Below are 14,019 nucleotides of genomic sequence, written 5' to 3'. Positions count from 1 at the left end.
GGCTCGGGTACCGCGCGGGGCGGGATAGGTTGGCACGTGTGTCGATGATGAAAGGCGCCAATGTTGCGGTGCCTGCCTCCGCGGTCCGCGTCGAAGTGGGTTGGCAGTCGGGTGCGGGGGTGCCTGATGCCGACGTCTCCGCCCTGCTCCTCGCCGGTGCGAAGGTGCGCTCCGACGACGACTTCGTCTTCTACAACCAGGCGGTACACTCCTCGGGCGCGGTTCGCCACGAAGGAAAACAGCAGGGCCACACCGTCATCGACACCCTGTCGGTGAACCTGGCCCAGGTGGAGTCGCAGATCGAGACGATCGTGCTCGCCGCCTCCGCGGACGGCGGCACCTTCGGTCAGTTCCACGGCCTCTACATCCGGGTGATCGACGCCGCCACCGGCGCCGAGGTAGCCCGCTTCGACAGCGCCGGCGCCACCACCGAGACCGCGTTCGTCCTCGGTGAGCTGTACCGCCGCCAGGGTGCGTGGAAGTTCCGCGCGGTCGGCCAGGGGTACGACTCCGGATTGGCCGGATTGGCAACAGATTTCGGCATCTCGGTCGACGACGCGCCCGCCACCCCGCCCGCACCGGCGCAGTTCACCCCGCCGACCGCGCCGCCGTACGTCCCCGCACCCCAGCCGTACGTCCCGGCCGCTCCGCCGAGCCCGCCCCAGCCTTTCGCACCCCCGACGCAGCCGTACACGCCTTCGCCCCAGCCGTTCTCCCCGCCCCACCAGGGCCCGCCTCCGGTGAACCTGTCCAAGATCTCGCTGACCAAGGAATCACCGTCGGTCTCGCTCACCAAGCACGGCGCGACCGGCGGCGTCATGCGGGTGAACCTGAACTGGACGTCGATGGCCGCGACCGGACGGCTGTTCGGCAAGCTGCGGGGCAAGAACATCGACCTCGATCTGTGCTGCTTCTTCGAACTGGTCAACGGCGCGATCGGTTCGGTCCGCGCCCTCGACCGCCGGTTCGGCGCACTGTACGAGCCGCCGTTCATCCACCTCGATCAGGACGATCGCACCGGCGCCAGCATCACCGGCGAGAACCTCTCGATCAACCTGGACTACACCCAGTTCTTCCGCCGCATCCTGGTCTTCGCGTCGATCTACGACGGCGCGAGCGATTTCCGCGGTGTGCACGCCACCGTCACGCTGAACCCGGTGAACTCGCCGCCGATCGAGATGACCCTCGACGGCTGCACCGACAACTCCCGTGACGCCGTGCTCGCCGTGCTGGAGAACGTCGGCGGCGAGCTGGTGGTCCGGCGCGAGGGCACCTTCGTCCGGCCGCCCGCCGGTCAGCCGGGCGGCGGTGTCATGGAGATCGCCCGGTTGTACAACTGGGACTTCGGCTTCCAGGCGGGCCGCGGCAAGTGATGCGACACCCCGCGACCAGGGCGCTGAACGCACTGGTCTACCACCCGGACAAGCACGTCGCCCAGACGCCCGCCGCCTACGGCCTCGACTACCGCGACCTGCACCCGCGCACCGCCGACGGCGTCGACCTGCACGGCTGGTTCGTGCGCGCCGACCGCCCACGCGGGCACATCCTCTACGCGCACGGCAACGCGGGCACCATCGGCGACCGCGTGCCGATCATCGCGCTGCTGGTCCGGGCGGGTTTCGATGTCCTCGCCTTCGACTACCGCGGTTTCGGCCACAGCACGGGATCGCCGGGGGAGCAGGGCACCTACCTCGACGCCAGGGCGGTCCGCGCCGCCCTGCTCGACCAGCCCGGCGTCGACCCGGACCGCGTGCTGTACCTCGGCAAGTCGCTCGGCGGCGGTGTCCTGCTCGAGCTGGCCACCCAGCACCCGCCTGCGGGCATGATCCTGATGTCGACGTTCAGCAGCATGCGCGCCGCCGCCCGCTCGGTCTACCCCTTCCTGCCCGCGCCGCTGATCCCGAACGCCTACCCGAACCTGCGCCGGATCGCGGCCCTGCGTGTCCCGGTGCTCATGTTCCACGGCGACCGCGACGAACTGCTCCCGCTGCGCCATGCCGAACGCCTCTTCGCGGCGGCGCGGGGACCGAAGGAGCTGGTCGTGGTGCCCGGCGCGGGCCACAACGACGTCATCGACGCGCTCGGCCCGCGCTGGCCGCAGCGCATCGCGCAGTGGTCGGAGACCTTCCTGCCTGCGTAGCCTGGCGGTATGAGCGAAACGAGCGAGATCCTCGGCCGTCTGGCCGCGCTGCCCGACGCCGAGCTGGTGTCGGTGCTGCGGGCCGCGGTCGCCGGACGGCCCGGGCTCGGCGCCGTCGCCGCCGCACTCGCCCAGGTCGAGGCCGGTCATGTGGAGACCGGATCACCTGTGACTCTGGACACGAACGTGGTGGACGCCGATGTGGTGTCCGTCGCATCCGACCAGGTCGGGGCCACTATGCCGGTACCGCCGGTACCGCATGATCTGCCCGGCACCGCCGCACCCACTGTGACCGGCGGCTATTCCACTTCTGGAGTGCCGACATTCGACGCGGTTCGCGATAAGGTCGAGCAGCGCTTCGGCACCGCGCAGGGAATGGGTGAGCTCGACCAGCAGACCCCGGCGGGTCGCAGCGTCGACGAACAGTGGGAGGCGCGGGAGAAAGCCGCGCGCGAGCGTCTGGCTCAGATCCGGAAATCGATGCAGGGCAACGATTCCGGCGCCGACGACAAGTAGCCGTAAGGCCTCCCGTCCGAGCAACGACCGTGATGGGTGGACCAGATGACACAGGCGCGCCAGATCGCCGAACGACTACTCGACGCGCAGGTGGACTTCCTGCTCGCCGAGGTGACCGGCGACCGGTTCGCCGAGGTGATCGCGCGGGACGTGGCCGCCGTGCTGGCTGTCGGCGACACCATCGTCTTCGGTGACGTCGTCTCGCTCGAACAGGGCGGGGAAACCGTGGCCACGGTGTTCGACCGCATCGGCGGCAGCCCCGTCATCGCCGACACCGTCGGTATCTTCTCCGACGCGATCTACGACCACATCGCGTCCAACACCGAGTACACCCTCGGCGACGTGGTCGACCGCGAACCGGTGGAAGCGTTGCTGGAGAAGATCTTCGGCATGCACCAGGCTCAGGAGCGCATCCTGGACCGGCTCACCGAGAGCCCGCTCGTCGCCACCGTCGCCGCCCGCTTCGTCGACAAGCTGATCGGCGACTTCATGCAGGCCAACCGGGAACGCGCCGAGAAGATCCCCGGCGTCTCCTCGCTGATGTCGCTGGGCCAGTCGGCCGCCAACCGCGCCAAGAAGGTCGCCGACAGCACCTTCGTCGGCGACCTCGCGGGCAAGGGCGCGCTGTTCGCGCTCAAGCGCACCAATAACGCCATCCGCGACATGCTGCGCGACGCCCCCGTGCATTCGGCGGCGATGGAGTTCTGGGATCTGCACGCCGACGAGCCGGTGGCAGGCCTGCGCGAGTACCTCACCCAGAAGGATCTCAACGAACTGGTCCAGATCTGCTACGAGATCGCGGTGACGACCAGGGAGAAGGAATACTTCGGGATGCTGGTGCGCGAATGCGTCGAGGTGTTCTACGCCAAGTACAGCAAGCACACGCTCTCGGCCATGCTGCCCGAGCTCGGCCTGACCGCCGACGACATCAGCACCGAGATCCTGCGCTACGGTCCCGCCGTCATCGAGTCGGCCAAGCGCAACGGCGTGCTGGCCGGGCTGATCCGGGAACGCCTCGAGCCGTTCTTCTTCTCCGAGCAGGTGCTCGGCATTCTCGGCGGCGAGTAATCACCACGCCGATGCCGTGCGGGCTGTGAGCTTTCGGATACAGAAACCCCCGTTGATTTCCGGCATGTTGAGATCACTGCACGAAACCCTGTCTTACCCCGTCCCGGATTGACCGCGTGGTCCGCGCGGTGCAAGTTGACACCTGACTTTCGGTGAGCCGCCGGGAAATTCACCCGGCGGTGTGGCTAAGGAGCAGGTGGTGCGTTCACATTCCCGTCGGCAGGCCGCGGGCGCCAGGCTGATCCGGCCGCGCACCATCTCCGGCCGGCTCGCCCGGATCCTGACGGTGTCGCTGGTGCTGGTGCTGGCGCTGCTCGGGCTGACGATGTCCACGCACATCGGCGCCTTCCGCCGCAGTGGTGAGACCGTGGACGCGGTCGCGGTGGCACTGGCCGCCCAGGATCTGGTGCACCAGGTGCAGCGCGAGCGCGGCCTGAGCAACGGCCTGCTCGGTGGCGACCAGCGTCTGCTCGAGCCGGTCACCGATCAGCGCGCGGGCACCGATGCGGCACTGCGGAATCTGGCCGCGATCGTGGCGGCCGGCCCGCCAGGTGCGGGCGAGGTGCGGTCGGCGCTGGGCCACCTGTCCGGTCTGCCCGGTTTCCGCGCGCAGATCGACACCCGCGCGGTCTCGCGTCAGGCGGCCTTCCAGTTCTACTCCGACAGCGTCGACGCGGTGAACCGCCTGGTTCTCGGCCTCGACCAGGCCCGCGACCCCGCGGTGCGCCACGGCCTGCAAGCCCTCTACGCCCTCGGTGACGCGAAGGAGTTCACCGCACGGGAACGTGGCTTCCTCAACGGTGTGTTCGCCGCCGGGGAGTTCGCGCCGGGGGAGTACGTGCAGTTCCTCGACATCCGCGCCGCCCGCAATGCCGCGCTCACCCAGTTCGGCCGCGATGCCACCGCCGCCCAGCAGGACCGCCTCGATCTGGTGCTCGCCGGTGAGAGTGCCACGCGGGCAACCGAATCGGAGAACATCGCGATCGCGTCGACGGCCGGTCCGCTGGTCCGCGCGGTCGACCCCGCGGTCTGGTGGGCGCAGATGACCGACGTGATCGACGCGCAGCGCACCGTGCAGCAGGCCGTCGGCGACGACGTCCGCGCCCGCGCCGCCGACCTGCGCCGTACCGCCGCGCTGATCCTCGCCGGGTTCGCCCTGGCCGCCCTGCTCGCGATCGCCGCCGAGGTGGCGCTGGTGTTCGCGAGTATCAGGGCCATCGTGCGGCCACTGGCCCGGCTGGCCGCCGAGGCCGACGAGGTCGCCTCCAGCAGGCTGCCCGAGGTGATCGCCGCCTGGCGCGGCGCCGCCGACACCCAGCCTGATCCGCCCGCGCCCGTACGCACCCCGGCGGGCGCGAGTGCCGAGATCGGCGCCGTCGCGGACGCGCTGGACCGGGTCCAGACCACCGCCTTCGACCTCGCCTCCGAACAGGCGCTGGTGCGGCGCAACACCACCGAGTCGATGGCGAACCTGGCCCGGCGCAACCAGAACCTCGTGCGCAGGCAGCTCGGCCTGATCAGCGAGTTCGAGCGCGAGGAACTCGACCCGAAGGCGCTGTCGAACCTGTTCGAACTCGACCACCTCGCGACCCGCATGCGGCGCAATGCCGAAAGCCTGCTGGTACTCGTCGGCGAGGCAGCCCCGCGCCGCTGGGCCGAGCCGATCGCCCTCACCGACGTCATCCGGGCAGGCCTGTCCGAGGTCGACGACTATCGCCGGGTGGTACTGCGCCGGGTCGACGACATCGCGATCACAGGTGCGGTCGTCAGCGAACTCGCCCACGTCCTGGCCGAACTCATCGAGAACGGCCTCGCCTTCTCCCCACCCGACCTCGAGGTCGAAATCTACGGGCGCAAGGTGGCGGGCGGCTACCTGCTCGCCGTCGTCGACCACGGCGTCGGCATGGCGCCCGGCCAGCTCGCCGAGGCCAACGCGCGCCTGCGCGGCGAGCAGGACTTCATCGTGGCCTCCACGCGCTATCTCGGGCACTACGTGGTGGGCAGGCTGGCCGGCCGACTCGGCATCGACGTGGAACTCAACACCTCGCCGGTCAGCGGCATCGTCGCGCGGCTGCTCCTGCCACCGAGCATCCTGGCCGACGAAACATCTTCCCGCCCAGCGCAATCGGTCGCCACAAGGACTGACGCCCGCGTCGACGCGGACGATTCCGGTGTGGCGGCAAGCCAGGCCGGTGCACCTGGTGCCCGAACTCAGGACACGCACTCGGGGAAGCGCCCTGGGATGGCGTCGAACGGCGCCGACAGCCGAGCCGGACACGGCCGCGTCGAGATGCTGGCGCATACCGCCAACGGCACCGAGCTGCCGGAGGCTACCGATGGCACTAGGCGGCAGCATGGCACAAACGGCACTGGGCGGAGGCAGGCGACCGACGGTACTGGGCCGCCGCAGGCCGTCGGCGGCACCGGGCTGTTGCAGGCCGCCGACAGCACTGCGCTGCCGCACATCACCAACGGCGACGCGGCTTTGCGGACGGCTGCCGGGAACGAGGCACCGCCGCGAACTGTCAACGGTGGTGCCTCGGACCATGCGGCGAACGCGTCACCTTACGCGCAGTTCCTCAGCGGCACAGTGAGTTCCGTCGACTACACCCGCGATCGCAGCGGGGGCACGCCGGCGGGCTCCGCATCCGATCAAAATCGCAACGGGGTGACACGCGGAGACTCGGTGGCCGATCGGGGTCGCAACGGATCGGCAGCGCCAGCACCTCACCCGGACGGCCCCGCGGCCCTCGACCCGGATCGCCCCGACCTTCCCGCAGTCGAGATGATCGCCCCCGCCACCGTTGAGCGCACCCGCAACGGCCTGGTGAAGCGCGGCAAACGCGCCAAGATCACCGGCTCCCCGGAGCGCCCCCGCCGCGACCCGGCGACCCGCCAGGACCGCCCACCCGTCGTCGAACGAACACCCGCCCAGACACGCAGCATGCTGTCCTCCTTCCGCACCGGCCACGAACGCGGTGGCGACACCCGTTCGGGGCAGACCCCAGATCCGACCCGCTGAGCGATCGGACCCGACCCCAGGAGCCCCGGTGACCACCCATCTCCCGACCGCCGACCCCCACACCTTCAACTGGCTGCTCGGCAACTTCGTCCGCGATACCGACGGCGTGCGCGACACCGTCGCCGTGTCCTCCGACGGGCTGCTCATCGCCATGTCCGACGGCCTGGACCGCACCGGCGCCGACCGGCTCGCCGCCATGGTCTCAGGTCTGTCCAGCCTCGCCCGCAGTGCCTCGCGCAGTTACGATTTCGACGGCTTGAAGCTGATCATGATCGAGATGAAGCGCGGCTTCCTGCTGGTCTCCGCGCTCGGCGACGGCAGCTGTCTCGGCGTGATCGCCGACGGCGGTTGCGATGTCGGCCTGGTCGGCTACGAGATGGCGGTGCTGGCCGAACGCGCCGGCGCGCTGCTCGACCCGATGCTGATCGGGGAACTGCGAGAGTCGTTGCGCAGATGAGAGATCCCGATCGCCCACGGCTGCCCGATCCGCGCATGATCCCGGTGAACCGGCCCACCGGCCGGCGCGACGAGCCTGCGCCGGTCCCGGTGCCGCCGACCCACAGCGACGACGTCGAGGACCGCTTCGTCCGTCCGTTCGTTGTCACCGCGGGCCGCACCGTCCCGGTGCTGGACGGTCTGCGCATCGAGACGCTCGTCCACGCGCCCCCGTCCGCGCTCTCGGCGCCGTTGCGGTTCGAGGAATGCACCGTCGTGCGGTTGTGCCTGCGACCGCATTCCATCGCCGAAATCGGTACCGCCCTGCGGGTTCCGGTCGGCATCGCCAAGGTGATCGTCAGCGATCTGGCCGCGGCGGGTCATGTGACCGTCCGTGACGCGCCGGAACTGTCGACCGCCGCCATCGAGAGGATCAGGGATCTTGTTCGGGCACTCTGAATTCCGCACCGCCGCGGCGATGCCGACGTCGGTCAAGGTCGTGGTCAGCGGCGGCTTCGGCGTCGGCAAGACCACCTTCATCGGCGCCATCTCCGAGATCGAGCCGCTGGTCACCGAGGCATCGATGACCGAGGTCTCGATCGGCGTCGACGACCCAGGCCGCCGCGCCGAGAAGACCGCAACCACCGTCGCTTTGGACTTCGGCCGCATCACCCTCGACCAGTCCCTGATCCTCTACCTGTTCGGCACCCCCGGCCAGGACCGCTTCGTGTTCCTGTGGGACGACCTCGTCGACGGCGCACTGGGCGCGGTGATCGTCGTCGACACCGGCCGCGTCGAAGACTGCTACCCGGTCCTGGACTACTTCGAAGACCACAGCACCCCCTTCGTCGTCGTGGTCAACCGCTTCGACGACGCCACCCACTTCGACCTCACCGAAGTCCGCGAAGCCCTCGGCCTCGACGACTGGATCCCCGTCCTCGACTGCGACGCCCGCAACCGCGACTCCGTCCGCGACGTCCTGGTAGCCCTCCTCGAACAAGTCCTCCTCCACCGAGCCCAACCCCGCCACCGGGAGGTGAGCTGACCGGGCAGGTCACTCGGGCCACGCCCGGTGCCGCTGATCACCGTCGATTCAGCGTGAGGTCCCACAGGGCGATGTGGAAGCGCGTGTCGGTGACATCGACGGAGGTGTCGGTGAAGCGGTTGCCGCCGAGGGTGTTTCGCACGAAATCTCGTACCGTGGCCGGTTGGGTGTCCAGCTCGGCGAGCAGCTGCTGCGGCACTTCGACGGTGCCGTCGAAGTATCGTGGTTGACCGGTGATTCCGGGTTGCTGGGGAGTCTGCCGCAAGCCGTCGACGGTGTGCAGGACGACGTCGAGTCCGGTGCCGTCGCCGAAGTCGATGCGCAGTGGGGTGGGGGAGACGGCCAGGTCGAAGGACCGCACACCGGCGGTCCAGCCCTGTGGCGAGACGCCCTGGTAGTCGTAGGGTGACGGCGGGCTCAGCGTTTCCCCGGCGCGGTTCACCGGCGAATTGTCCAGTGCCGCACCGGTTGGTGGCTGATCGGTGGGGACGAAGGTCCATGCCGTCTCGGTGAGTGTCTTGCGCCAGAAGCCGGTTCGTCCACCGTCACGGCCTTCGACCCGCAGTTCCCGTGCGGCGGAACCGGGTCCGGTCCGGTGGATGGAGATGCGGTCGGTGATCTCGCCGGGCACCTTCGGCTGCGCGACCCAGTCGGGCGCGGGCAGCTGGATGGCGGCGAAGCGGCTGTCGATGCGCTCGGACAGCATGTCGGGGGCTTCGGGGAGTCCGCGCTGATCCTGGTAGGAGTAGCGGAAGAAGACCTTGTCCGCGCCGGAGATGTCGAAATCGTAGAGGCGCGTGTAGAAGTCGCCGAACCGGTTGACGATCAGCGAGGTCGACGCGCTGGTCGACAGCGCCACCGCCTGGAAGCGGCCGCCGAACGGCAAGCCCATCTCGTAGCTGTGATCCACCGGCAGCCACGGATCGACATACTGGATCCGCTGACCGCCGTGGGTCAGGGCGAACACGTGCGACACCTTCGCTCCGCCGACTGGATGCTCGTTCCCGGCGGTGTCGGTCCACACGTGATCTTCGTTGGGCGACAACACCGACCACGACCAGGTCAGCGCGCCCGGCGGGAGGGTGTTGCCGGGCCCGGTCCACAGCGGGGTGCCGTAGCGGCTGCTCCAGTTCCAGTCCTTGGGCGCGCTCAGGGCATGGTCCATCGTGAGGAAGCGGCCGTCGCGGTCGATCATCATCACTTCGTCGTCGTCGGCGGAGACACCGGCGATGGTGCCCGCCAGACAGCCGGGCAGCGCCACGGTGCGCCAACCACCCTGAGCCGCAGCCTCTTTCACATACACGTTGCCTTCGCGGGTGGCGAAGGTCCAGCGCCGGTTGAACGACTCGGTGGTGGTACGGAAGTAGACCTGCTCGGGCAGCGCGACAGTCGCCGGGGCGAGATCCGCCAACCCCGCGGTGGACTCGTCGACAGTCACCTCCGGCGTACCGACCGTACCCACCGGCAGGCATCCCGGATCTGCGACGGACGCCGATGGTGTTGTCACCCCGGCGAAGACCAGTCCGGCCGCCGCGATCAGCGCTGCACGCCGGGCGTGCCCGCGCCTCACAGCCACCCCGCCGCGCCGAAACCGGCAAGGGCGACGGCATCGACGCCGAAGATCGCCCCGACCACCAGCGCCTTGCCGCGCACGCTGGGCAGATCGTGCACGAAGAAGCAGGCCGCGAAGAACGGCACGTACCCGATGATCCAGATCAGGAACGGGAAGCCGGGCTGCCACCACGACCAATCCCAGGTGAGCACCCCGGCTTTGTTCAGCAGCACCTCGACGCCCACCGCGGCGGCGGAATTCGCCGCGATCAGCACCGGCCGGTTCGGCAGTCCGAAGATCCGGGTTTCCTTGGGCGGCAGCATCTTCGCCGCCGCGATCCCCATGATGGCGAACATGAAGCAGATCTCGATATTCAGCCCGATCAGGATCTGATACGCCGTCGGCCCGCTCGCCGCCCACACCGGCGCACGCTCGGTGACGTGGAAGACCAGCGCGTTCCAGATCTCGTTGAACCAGTCCATGCCCCACAGCGCGAGCCCCGCGAACAGCACATTCCAGTTCCGCCGCTCGATCTCGACGGAATAGATGTAGATGACCATCAGTAAGAGCGGAATGACATACCACTTGAACTGATCCGCATCGCGAAGTAACTCCAGCGCAGCCCGTGCATTGTCGGTCAACGGGGCACCTCCTGCTCATGATCGACGAACCCGGCGAGTATGATACAAATCAACACAGAACGTCAATATGTATCGCCGAATCGGCGTCGATCCTGAATCAGCGTGTGCGCGAACATGACCGGGGCATGGTCGTCGACCATGCCCCGGCGGCGGACCTCAGCGGGAGCCCAGCGGCACGCCGAAGAGGGTGGCGAACTTCGCGGAGAGGGACTCGCCGAGGAAGTCGAGCGCGCCCGGGGTGGCCGCCATGGTGCCCGCGTCGGACGTGGTGCAGCCGGCGGGGGCGGGGACACCGTCGAGACGGTCGCGCAGCCACAGCAGCGCGGCCGGTCCGCCGACGACCTCGGCGACGATGTGCTCACTGGCGTGGTCGCGGGTGTAGGTGAGGGAGGTCTTCGGGTCGCGGCAGTACGTGTCGACCAGGGTGTTGGTGGCCGAGAGGGGCAGGATTTCGTCCCAGGCCGAATGCCAGACGTACAGGGGCATGTCGGGCACGGACTTGCCCATGCGGGTGTCGTCGAGCATCGCCGCGACCGGCGGATCGTCGAGCGGATTGCCGTCGGAGCCGATCATGCCGATCATGTTGAGGAACGGCAGCAGCGCCGACTGGTACTGCACACACAGGGGCGACTTGATCGCGGACAGCCCCTTGCCGACCGGGTCGAGCCGCTGATCGAGGTAGGCCGCGAAGTCGGGGTACTCGCGGGTGAGCCCGAGGACGGCCGCGAAGACGAGACCCGAGGTCGCCTGGTTGTTCGCCATGCTCAGCGCCGCACCGAGATCGGCGCCGACGCCACCCTCCGCCGCGCCGACGATGTTCAGTTCGGGTGCGTAGGAGGCCTTCAGTTCCGCGGCATGCCCGGTCGCGATCGAGCCGCCGGAGTATCCGTAGAGCCCGACCGGTGCGGTCGGTCCCACCTCGAGCGGCGCGAACGAGGTCGCCGCGCGAATTCCGTCGAGGGTGATCCGGCCGGCCAGCGGTCCCGCCGCGTAGGCCGAATTCGGGCCCTGGTGATCGGGAACGACGACCGCCCAGCCCTGCGCCAGCGCGGCCTGCGCGAAGAGGAACTCGGCGGGAACGACGATCTGACCTGCCAGGGGCGCGACCGAAAGATGTTGCAGCGCATAGGACGGCGCGCAATAGCCCGCGGTCGAGTCCTCGGCCAGCTGTACCGACAGCAGCTTGCGCGGCTCGGGCGCCTGCCCACGCGGCTTGATCACGGTGGCGACCGCCGGAATCGCCTCGTCGCGGCTGTTGTTGGAGCGATACGACACCTTCCAGGCGTCCACATCGATCGGCAGCAGGCCGAAGTCGGCGATCCGCACCTGGCGGACCGCGATGATCGCACCCGGCGCCGTGGCCGCGACGACGGCCGCGGGCGGCAGGTAGAAGCCCGGATCCAATTCGGGCGGTAGTGGAACCACCGGCGCGGGTGCCACCGCCGCGGGCTCGGCGGCTACCGGCCCGGCCACCACGACCGTTGCGGCCGCGAGCACGCCGGTCGCCAGGGCGAACCATCGCAGAGCGAGGGGAGATCTCATCGTGCACAGTCCTCACGTGAATTGAGACGCCTTCGTCTCAATGACGGTTACTATGGCACGGGTGTGGCCTGGATCGCAATCAGCGGCCGGGGTGTTCCGCGGTGGTGAGGGCGTTGAGCAAGGTGGAGAACACGTCGACCAGCTCGTCGACGGGCGGGCGCGGGTCGTCCAGGCTCCACTGGTGTACGGCGCCGTTCACGGCGCCGATGAATGCCGCCATCGCGACCCGCCAGCCACCGGGTGGCGTCCGCACCCCGTCGCGCCCGGCGGCGATCGCGGCCACTACCTCGCCCCACTGGTCCCTGACCTGCGCGCGATGGGCCTCGATGGCCGGGCTCACGCCGACGATGTCCACGAAAGCGACTTTGGCGCACCGGATGTCGTCGGTGATCGCGGTCGTGTACGCCCGCACCGCGGCGTCGATGAGGGTACGCAGGTCGTTGGTCCCCGCCGCCGCCAGCGCCGCGACGACCGCCTCCCTGGCCTTGCTCTGCACCGTGTCGTACACCGCGACGAGCAACTCCTCGCGCCCGGCGAACTGCTCGTAGAACTGCCGCCGCGACAGCCCCGCCGCCGCGCACACATCGGTCAGCGAACTGTTGGCATACGACTTCTCCGCGAACACGGTCAGCCCGGCCTCGATGAACAGCGCCCGCCGCTCGATCTGCCGTTCGGCGACCGAGGTACCGGTGTAGTTGTGTCGGGTTCGCGCTGTCGTCACGTCTCCGACCCTACTTTCACGCCGTCGCCGGCGCCCCCACGGTGGTCAGTCTTTGCGCCCGGTGAAGGCCAGCGACGTGCCGAGCCCGATCATCACCAGCCCGCTGATGCCGCCGATCGCGGCGAGGCGGCGCGGAGTGCGGGCGATCCAGCCGCGCACGGAGTCCGCCGCGAGCGCCCACAGCGAATCGAACACCATCCCGAACAGGGGGATGCAGATACCGAGGATCAGCATCTGCTGCGAGACCGCGCCCCGGGTCGGGTCGACGAACTGCGGCAGCAGCGCCGCGAGGAAGACGATGGTCTTCGGGTTGGCGAAGCCGACGACGAACCCGTCGCGGAGTACGGCGGTGGTGGAGAAACCCGGCGTGGCGTGCTCGGGCTGGAGTGCCCTGGCCAGGTCGGCCCGGTGCCTGATCGCCTGGACACCGAGATAGACCAGATAGAGCGCGCCGACCATCTTGACCGCGGTGAACACCGCCGCCGAGGTGGCGACGAGGGCGCCGAGCCCGACGGCGACCGCGACGACCTGCACGTACACCCCGACCGAATTGCCGACCACCGTCAGCAGCGCCGCCCGCCTGCCGACCGTGAGCGCCCGGCTGATCGTGAACAGCACGCTCGGGCCGGGCACCACGACGAGCAGGAAGGACAGTCCCGCGAAGGACGCGAGATGCGTCATCGACACCATGCCGACCCACGCTATCCACCGGACCACCGCCAGGCAATGGCGAGCGACATCCCGGCATCTCGCCCATACACTCGGCGCAATGGGTGAACAGAAGCAGCGGATGTTGAGCGGGCAGCTGTACCAGGACAGCGATCCGGAGCTCGTGACCGAACGGCAACGGGCGCAACGGTTGTGCGACGAGTTCAACCGGACCGGTCCGGACGAGACCGGGCGCAGGTTCGAATTGCTGGGCGAGCTGCTGGGGAAGGTGGGGGAGGGCTCGTGGATCATGCCGCGATTCCAGTGCGACTACGGCTATCTCATCGAGATCGGCGCCAACAGCTTCCTCAACTACGACGCGATCCTGCTCGACTGCGCGCCGATCGTCATCGGCGACGACTGTTCGATCGGCCCGCGCTGTCAGCTGCTGACCGCGCTGCATCCGATGGACGATCACGAGAAGCGCAGGCAGCGCTGGGAATCCGCGGCGCCGATCCGGATCGGGAACAACGCGTGGTTCGGTGGCGGTGTGATCGTGTGTCCCGGGGTGACCATCGGTGACGACGTGGTGGTCGGGGCGGGCAGTGTGGTCACCCGCGACCTGCCGGACCGGGTGTTCGCCGCGGGCAACCCGGCGCGGGTGATCCGGCACCTGTAGGCCGGATCAC

14 protein-coding genes are annotated in these 14,019 nt (G+C 69.2%); 9 read left to right on the top strand and 5 right to left on the bottom strand.

Translation table 11 applies throughout. The features are described 5' to 3' along the window. Positions 1–44: 44 nt before the first annotated feature. The 8 genes from ACWF82_RS13215 (at position 45) to ACWF82_RS13180 (ending at position 8,226) form a co-directional block, all read left to right on the top strand. Entirely contained in the window at positions 45–1,373 is a 1,329-nt protein-coding gene (locus tag ACWF82_RS13215) for a TerD family protein (protein ID WP_452501141.1), read from the top strand. Beyond that, positions 1,373–2,140: an alpha/beta hydrolase gene (locus tag ACWF82_RS13210; protein ID WP_452501139.1), complete on the top strand. Its 768-nt coding sequence runs from the start codon at positions 1,373–1,375 to the stop codon at positions 2,138–2,140. The genes ACWF82_RS13215 and ACWF82_RS13210 overlap by 1 nt, the downstream gene beginning before the upstream one ends. A 9-nt stretch (positions 2,141–2,149) precedes the next feature. Next, positions 2,150–2,656 (top strand): PspA/IM30 family protein, encoded by a 507-nt coding sequence (locus ACWF82_RS13205; protein WP_452500899.1) that lies wholly within the window; start codon positions 2,150–2,152, stop codon positions 2,654–2,656. 45 nt (positions 2,657–2,701) lie between these two features. Next, a complete protein-coding gene (locus ACWF82_RS13200) occupies positions 2,702–3,724 on the top strand; it encodes a hypothetical protein (protein ID WP_452500897.1) in 1,023 nt (340 codons plus the stop codon). A 199-nt stretch (positions 3,725–3,923) separates the two neighbouring features. After that, the gene (locus ACWF82_RS13195) at positions 3,924–6,746 is read left to right on the top strand and encodes a nitrate- and nitrite sensing domain-containing protein (protein WP_452500895.1); all 2,823 of its coding nucleotides are present in this window, start codon (positions 3,924–3,926) and stop codon (positions 6,744–6,746) included. A 28-nt stretch (positions 6,747–6,774) separates the two neighbouring features. Next, entirely contained in the window at positions 6,775–7,203 is a 429-nt protein-coding gene (locus tag ACWF82_RS13190; RefSeq protein WP_452500894.1) for a roadblock/LC7 domain-containing protein, read from the top strand. Beyond that, positions 7,200–7,640: a DUF742 domain-containing protein gene (locus tag ACWF82_RS13185; RefSeq protein ID WP_452500892.1), complete on the top strand. Its 441-nt coding sequence runs from the start codon at positions 7,200–7,202 to the stop codon at positions 7,638–7,640. The genes ACWF82_RS13190 and ACWF82_RS13185 overlap by 4 nt, the downstream gene beginning before the upstream one ends. A 19-nt stretch (positions 7,641–7,659) precedes the next feature. After that, positions 7,660–8,226, top strand: a complete 567-nt coding sequence (locus ACWF82_RS13180) for a GTP-binding protein (RefSeq protein WP_452501137.1) — start codon at positions 7,660–7,662, stop codon at positions 8,224–8,226. A 37-nt stretch (positions 8,227–8,263) separates the two neighbouring features. Here the strand turns inward: ACWF82_RS13180 and ACWF82_RS13175 are convergent, their stop codons facing one another. The 5 genes from ACWF82_RS13175 to ACWF82_RS13155 all read right to left on the bottom strand — a co-directional run bounded on the left by ACWF82_RS13175 (position 8,264) and on the right by ACWF82_RS13155 (position 13,372). Beyond that, on the bottom strand, positions 8,264–9,664 hold the full coding sequence (locus ACWF82_RS13175) for a hypothetical protein (RefSeq protein WP_452500890.1): 1,401 nt from the start codon (positions 9,662–9,664) through the stop codon (positions 8,264–8,266). Between the two features lie 128 nt (positions 9,665–9,792). Then, positions 9,793–10,419, bottom strand: coding sequence for a hypothetical protein (locus ACWF82_RS13170; RefSeq protein WP_452500888.1), 627 nt, complete (start codon positions 10,417–10,419; stop codon positions 9,793–9,795). A gap of 156 nt (positions 10,420–10,575) precedes the next feature. Next, the gene (locus ACWF82_RS13165; RefSeq protein ID WP_452500886.1) at positions 10,576–11,961 is read right to left on the bottom strand and encodes a lipase family protein; all 1,386 of its coding nucleotides are present in this window, start codon (positions 11,959–11,961) and stop codon (positions 10,576–10,578) included. A gap of 79 nt (positions 11,962–12,040) precedes the next feature. Beyond that, the gene (locus ACWF82_RS13160) at positions 12,041–12,682 is read right to left on the bottom strand and encodes a TetR/AcrR family transcriptional regulator (protein WP_452500885.1); all 642 of its coding nucleotides are present in this window, start codon (positions 12,680–12,682) and stop codon (positions 12,041–12,043) included. Positions 12,683–12,727: 45 nt separating this feature from the next. Further along, entirely contained in the window at positions 12,728–13,372 is a 645-nt protein-coding gene (locus ACWF82_RS13155; protein ID WP_452500883.1) for a LysE family translocator, read from the bottom strand. 79 nt (positions 13,373–13,451) lie between these two features. Here ACWF82_RS13155 and ACWF82_RS13150 point away from each other — a divergent pair, with 79 nt between their 5' ends. Beyond that, positions 13,452–14,009 carry a sugar O-acetyltransferase gene (locus ACWF82_RS13150; RefSeq protein WP_452500881.1) on the top strand — a complete coding sequence of 186 codons (558 nt, stop codon included), beginning with the start codon at positions 13,452–13,454 and terminating at the stop codon, positions 14,007–14,009. Positions 14,010–14,019 lie beyond the last annotated feature (10 nt).

Source organism: Nocardia sp. NPDC055053, from assembly GCF_053608285.1.
This window is presented reverse-complemented; position numbering and strand designations above follow the sequence as displayed.

Excerpts from the sequence above, each read along its gene's own strand:
- ACWF82_RS13215 (WP_452501141.1), top strand. The coding sequence starts at position 45 with ATGATGAAAGGCGCCAATGTTGCGGTGCCTGCCTCCGCGGTCCGCGTC.
- ACWF82_RS13210 (WP_452501139.1), top strand. The coding sequence starts at position 1,373 with ATGCGACACCCCGCGACCAGGGCGCTGAACGCACTGGTCTACCACCCG.
- ACWF82_RS13205 (WP_452500899.1), top strand. The coding sequence starts at position 2,150 with ATGAGCGAAACGAGCGAGATCCTCGGCCGTCTGGCCGCGCTGCCCGAC.
- ACWF82_RS13200 (WP_452500897.1), top strand. The coding sequence starts at position 2,702 with ATGACACAGGCGCGCCAGATCGCCGAACGACTACTCGACGCGCAGGTG.
- ACWF82_RS13185 (WP_452500892.1), top strand. The coding sequence starts at position 7,200 with ATGAGAGATCCCGATCGCCCACGGCTGCCCGATCCGCGCATGATCCCG.
- ACWF82_RS13180 (WP_452501137.1), top strand. The coding sequence starts at position 7,660 with ATGCCGACGTCGGTCAAGGTCGTGGTCAGCGGCGGCTTCGGCGTCGGC.
- ACWF82_RS13165 (WP_452500886.1), bottom strand. The coding sequence starts at position 11,961 with ATGAGATCTCCCCTCGCTCTGCGATGGTTCGCCCTGGCGACCGGCGTG.
- ACWF82_RS13155 (WP_452500883.1), bottom strand. The coding sequence starts at position 13,372 with ATGGTGTCGATGACGCATCTCGCGTCCTTCGCGGGACTGTCCTTCCTG.
- ACWF82_RS13150 (WP_452500881.1), top strand. The coding sequence starts at position 13,452 with ATGGGTGAACAGAAGCAGCGGATGTTGAGCGGGCAGCTGTACCAGGAC.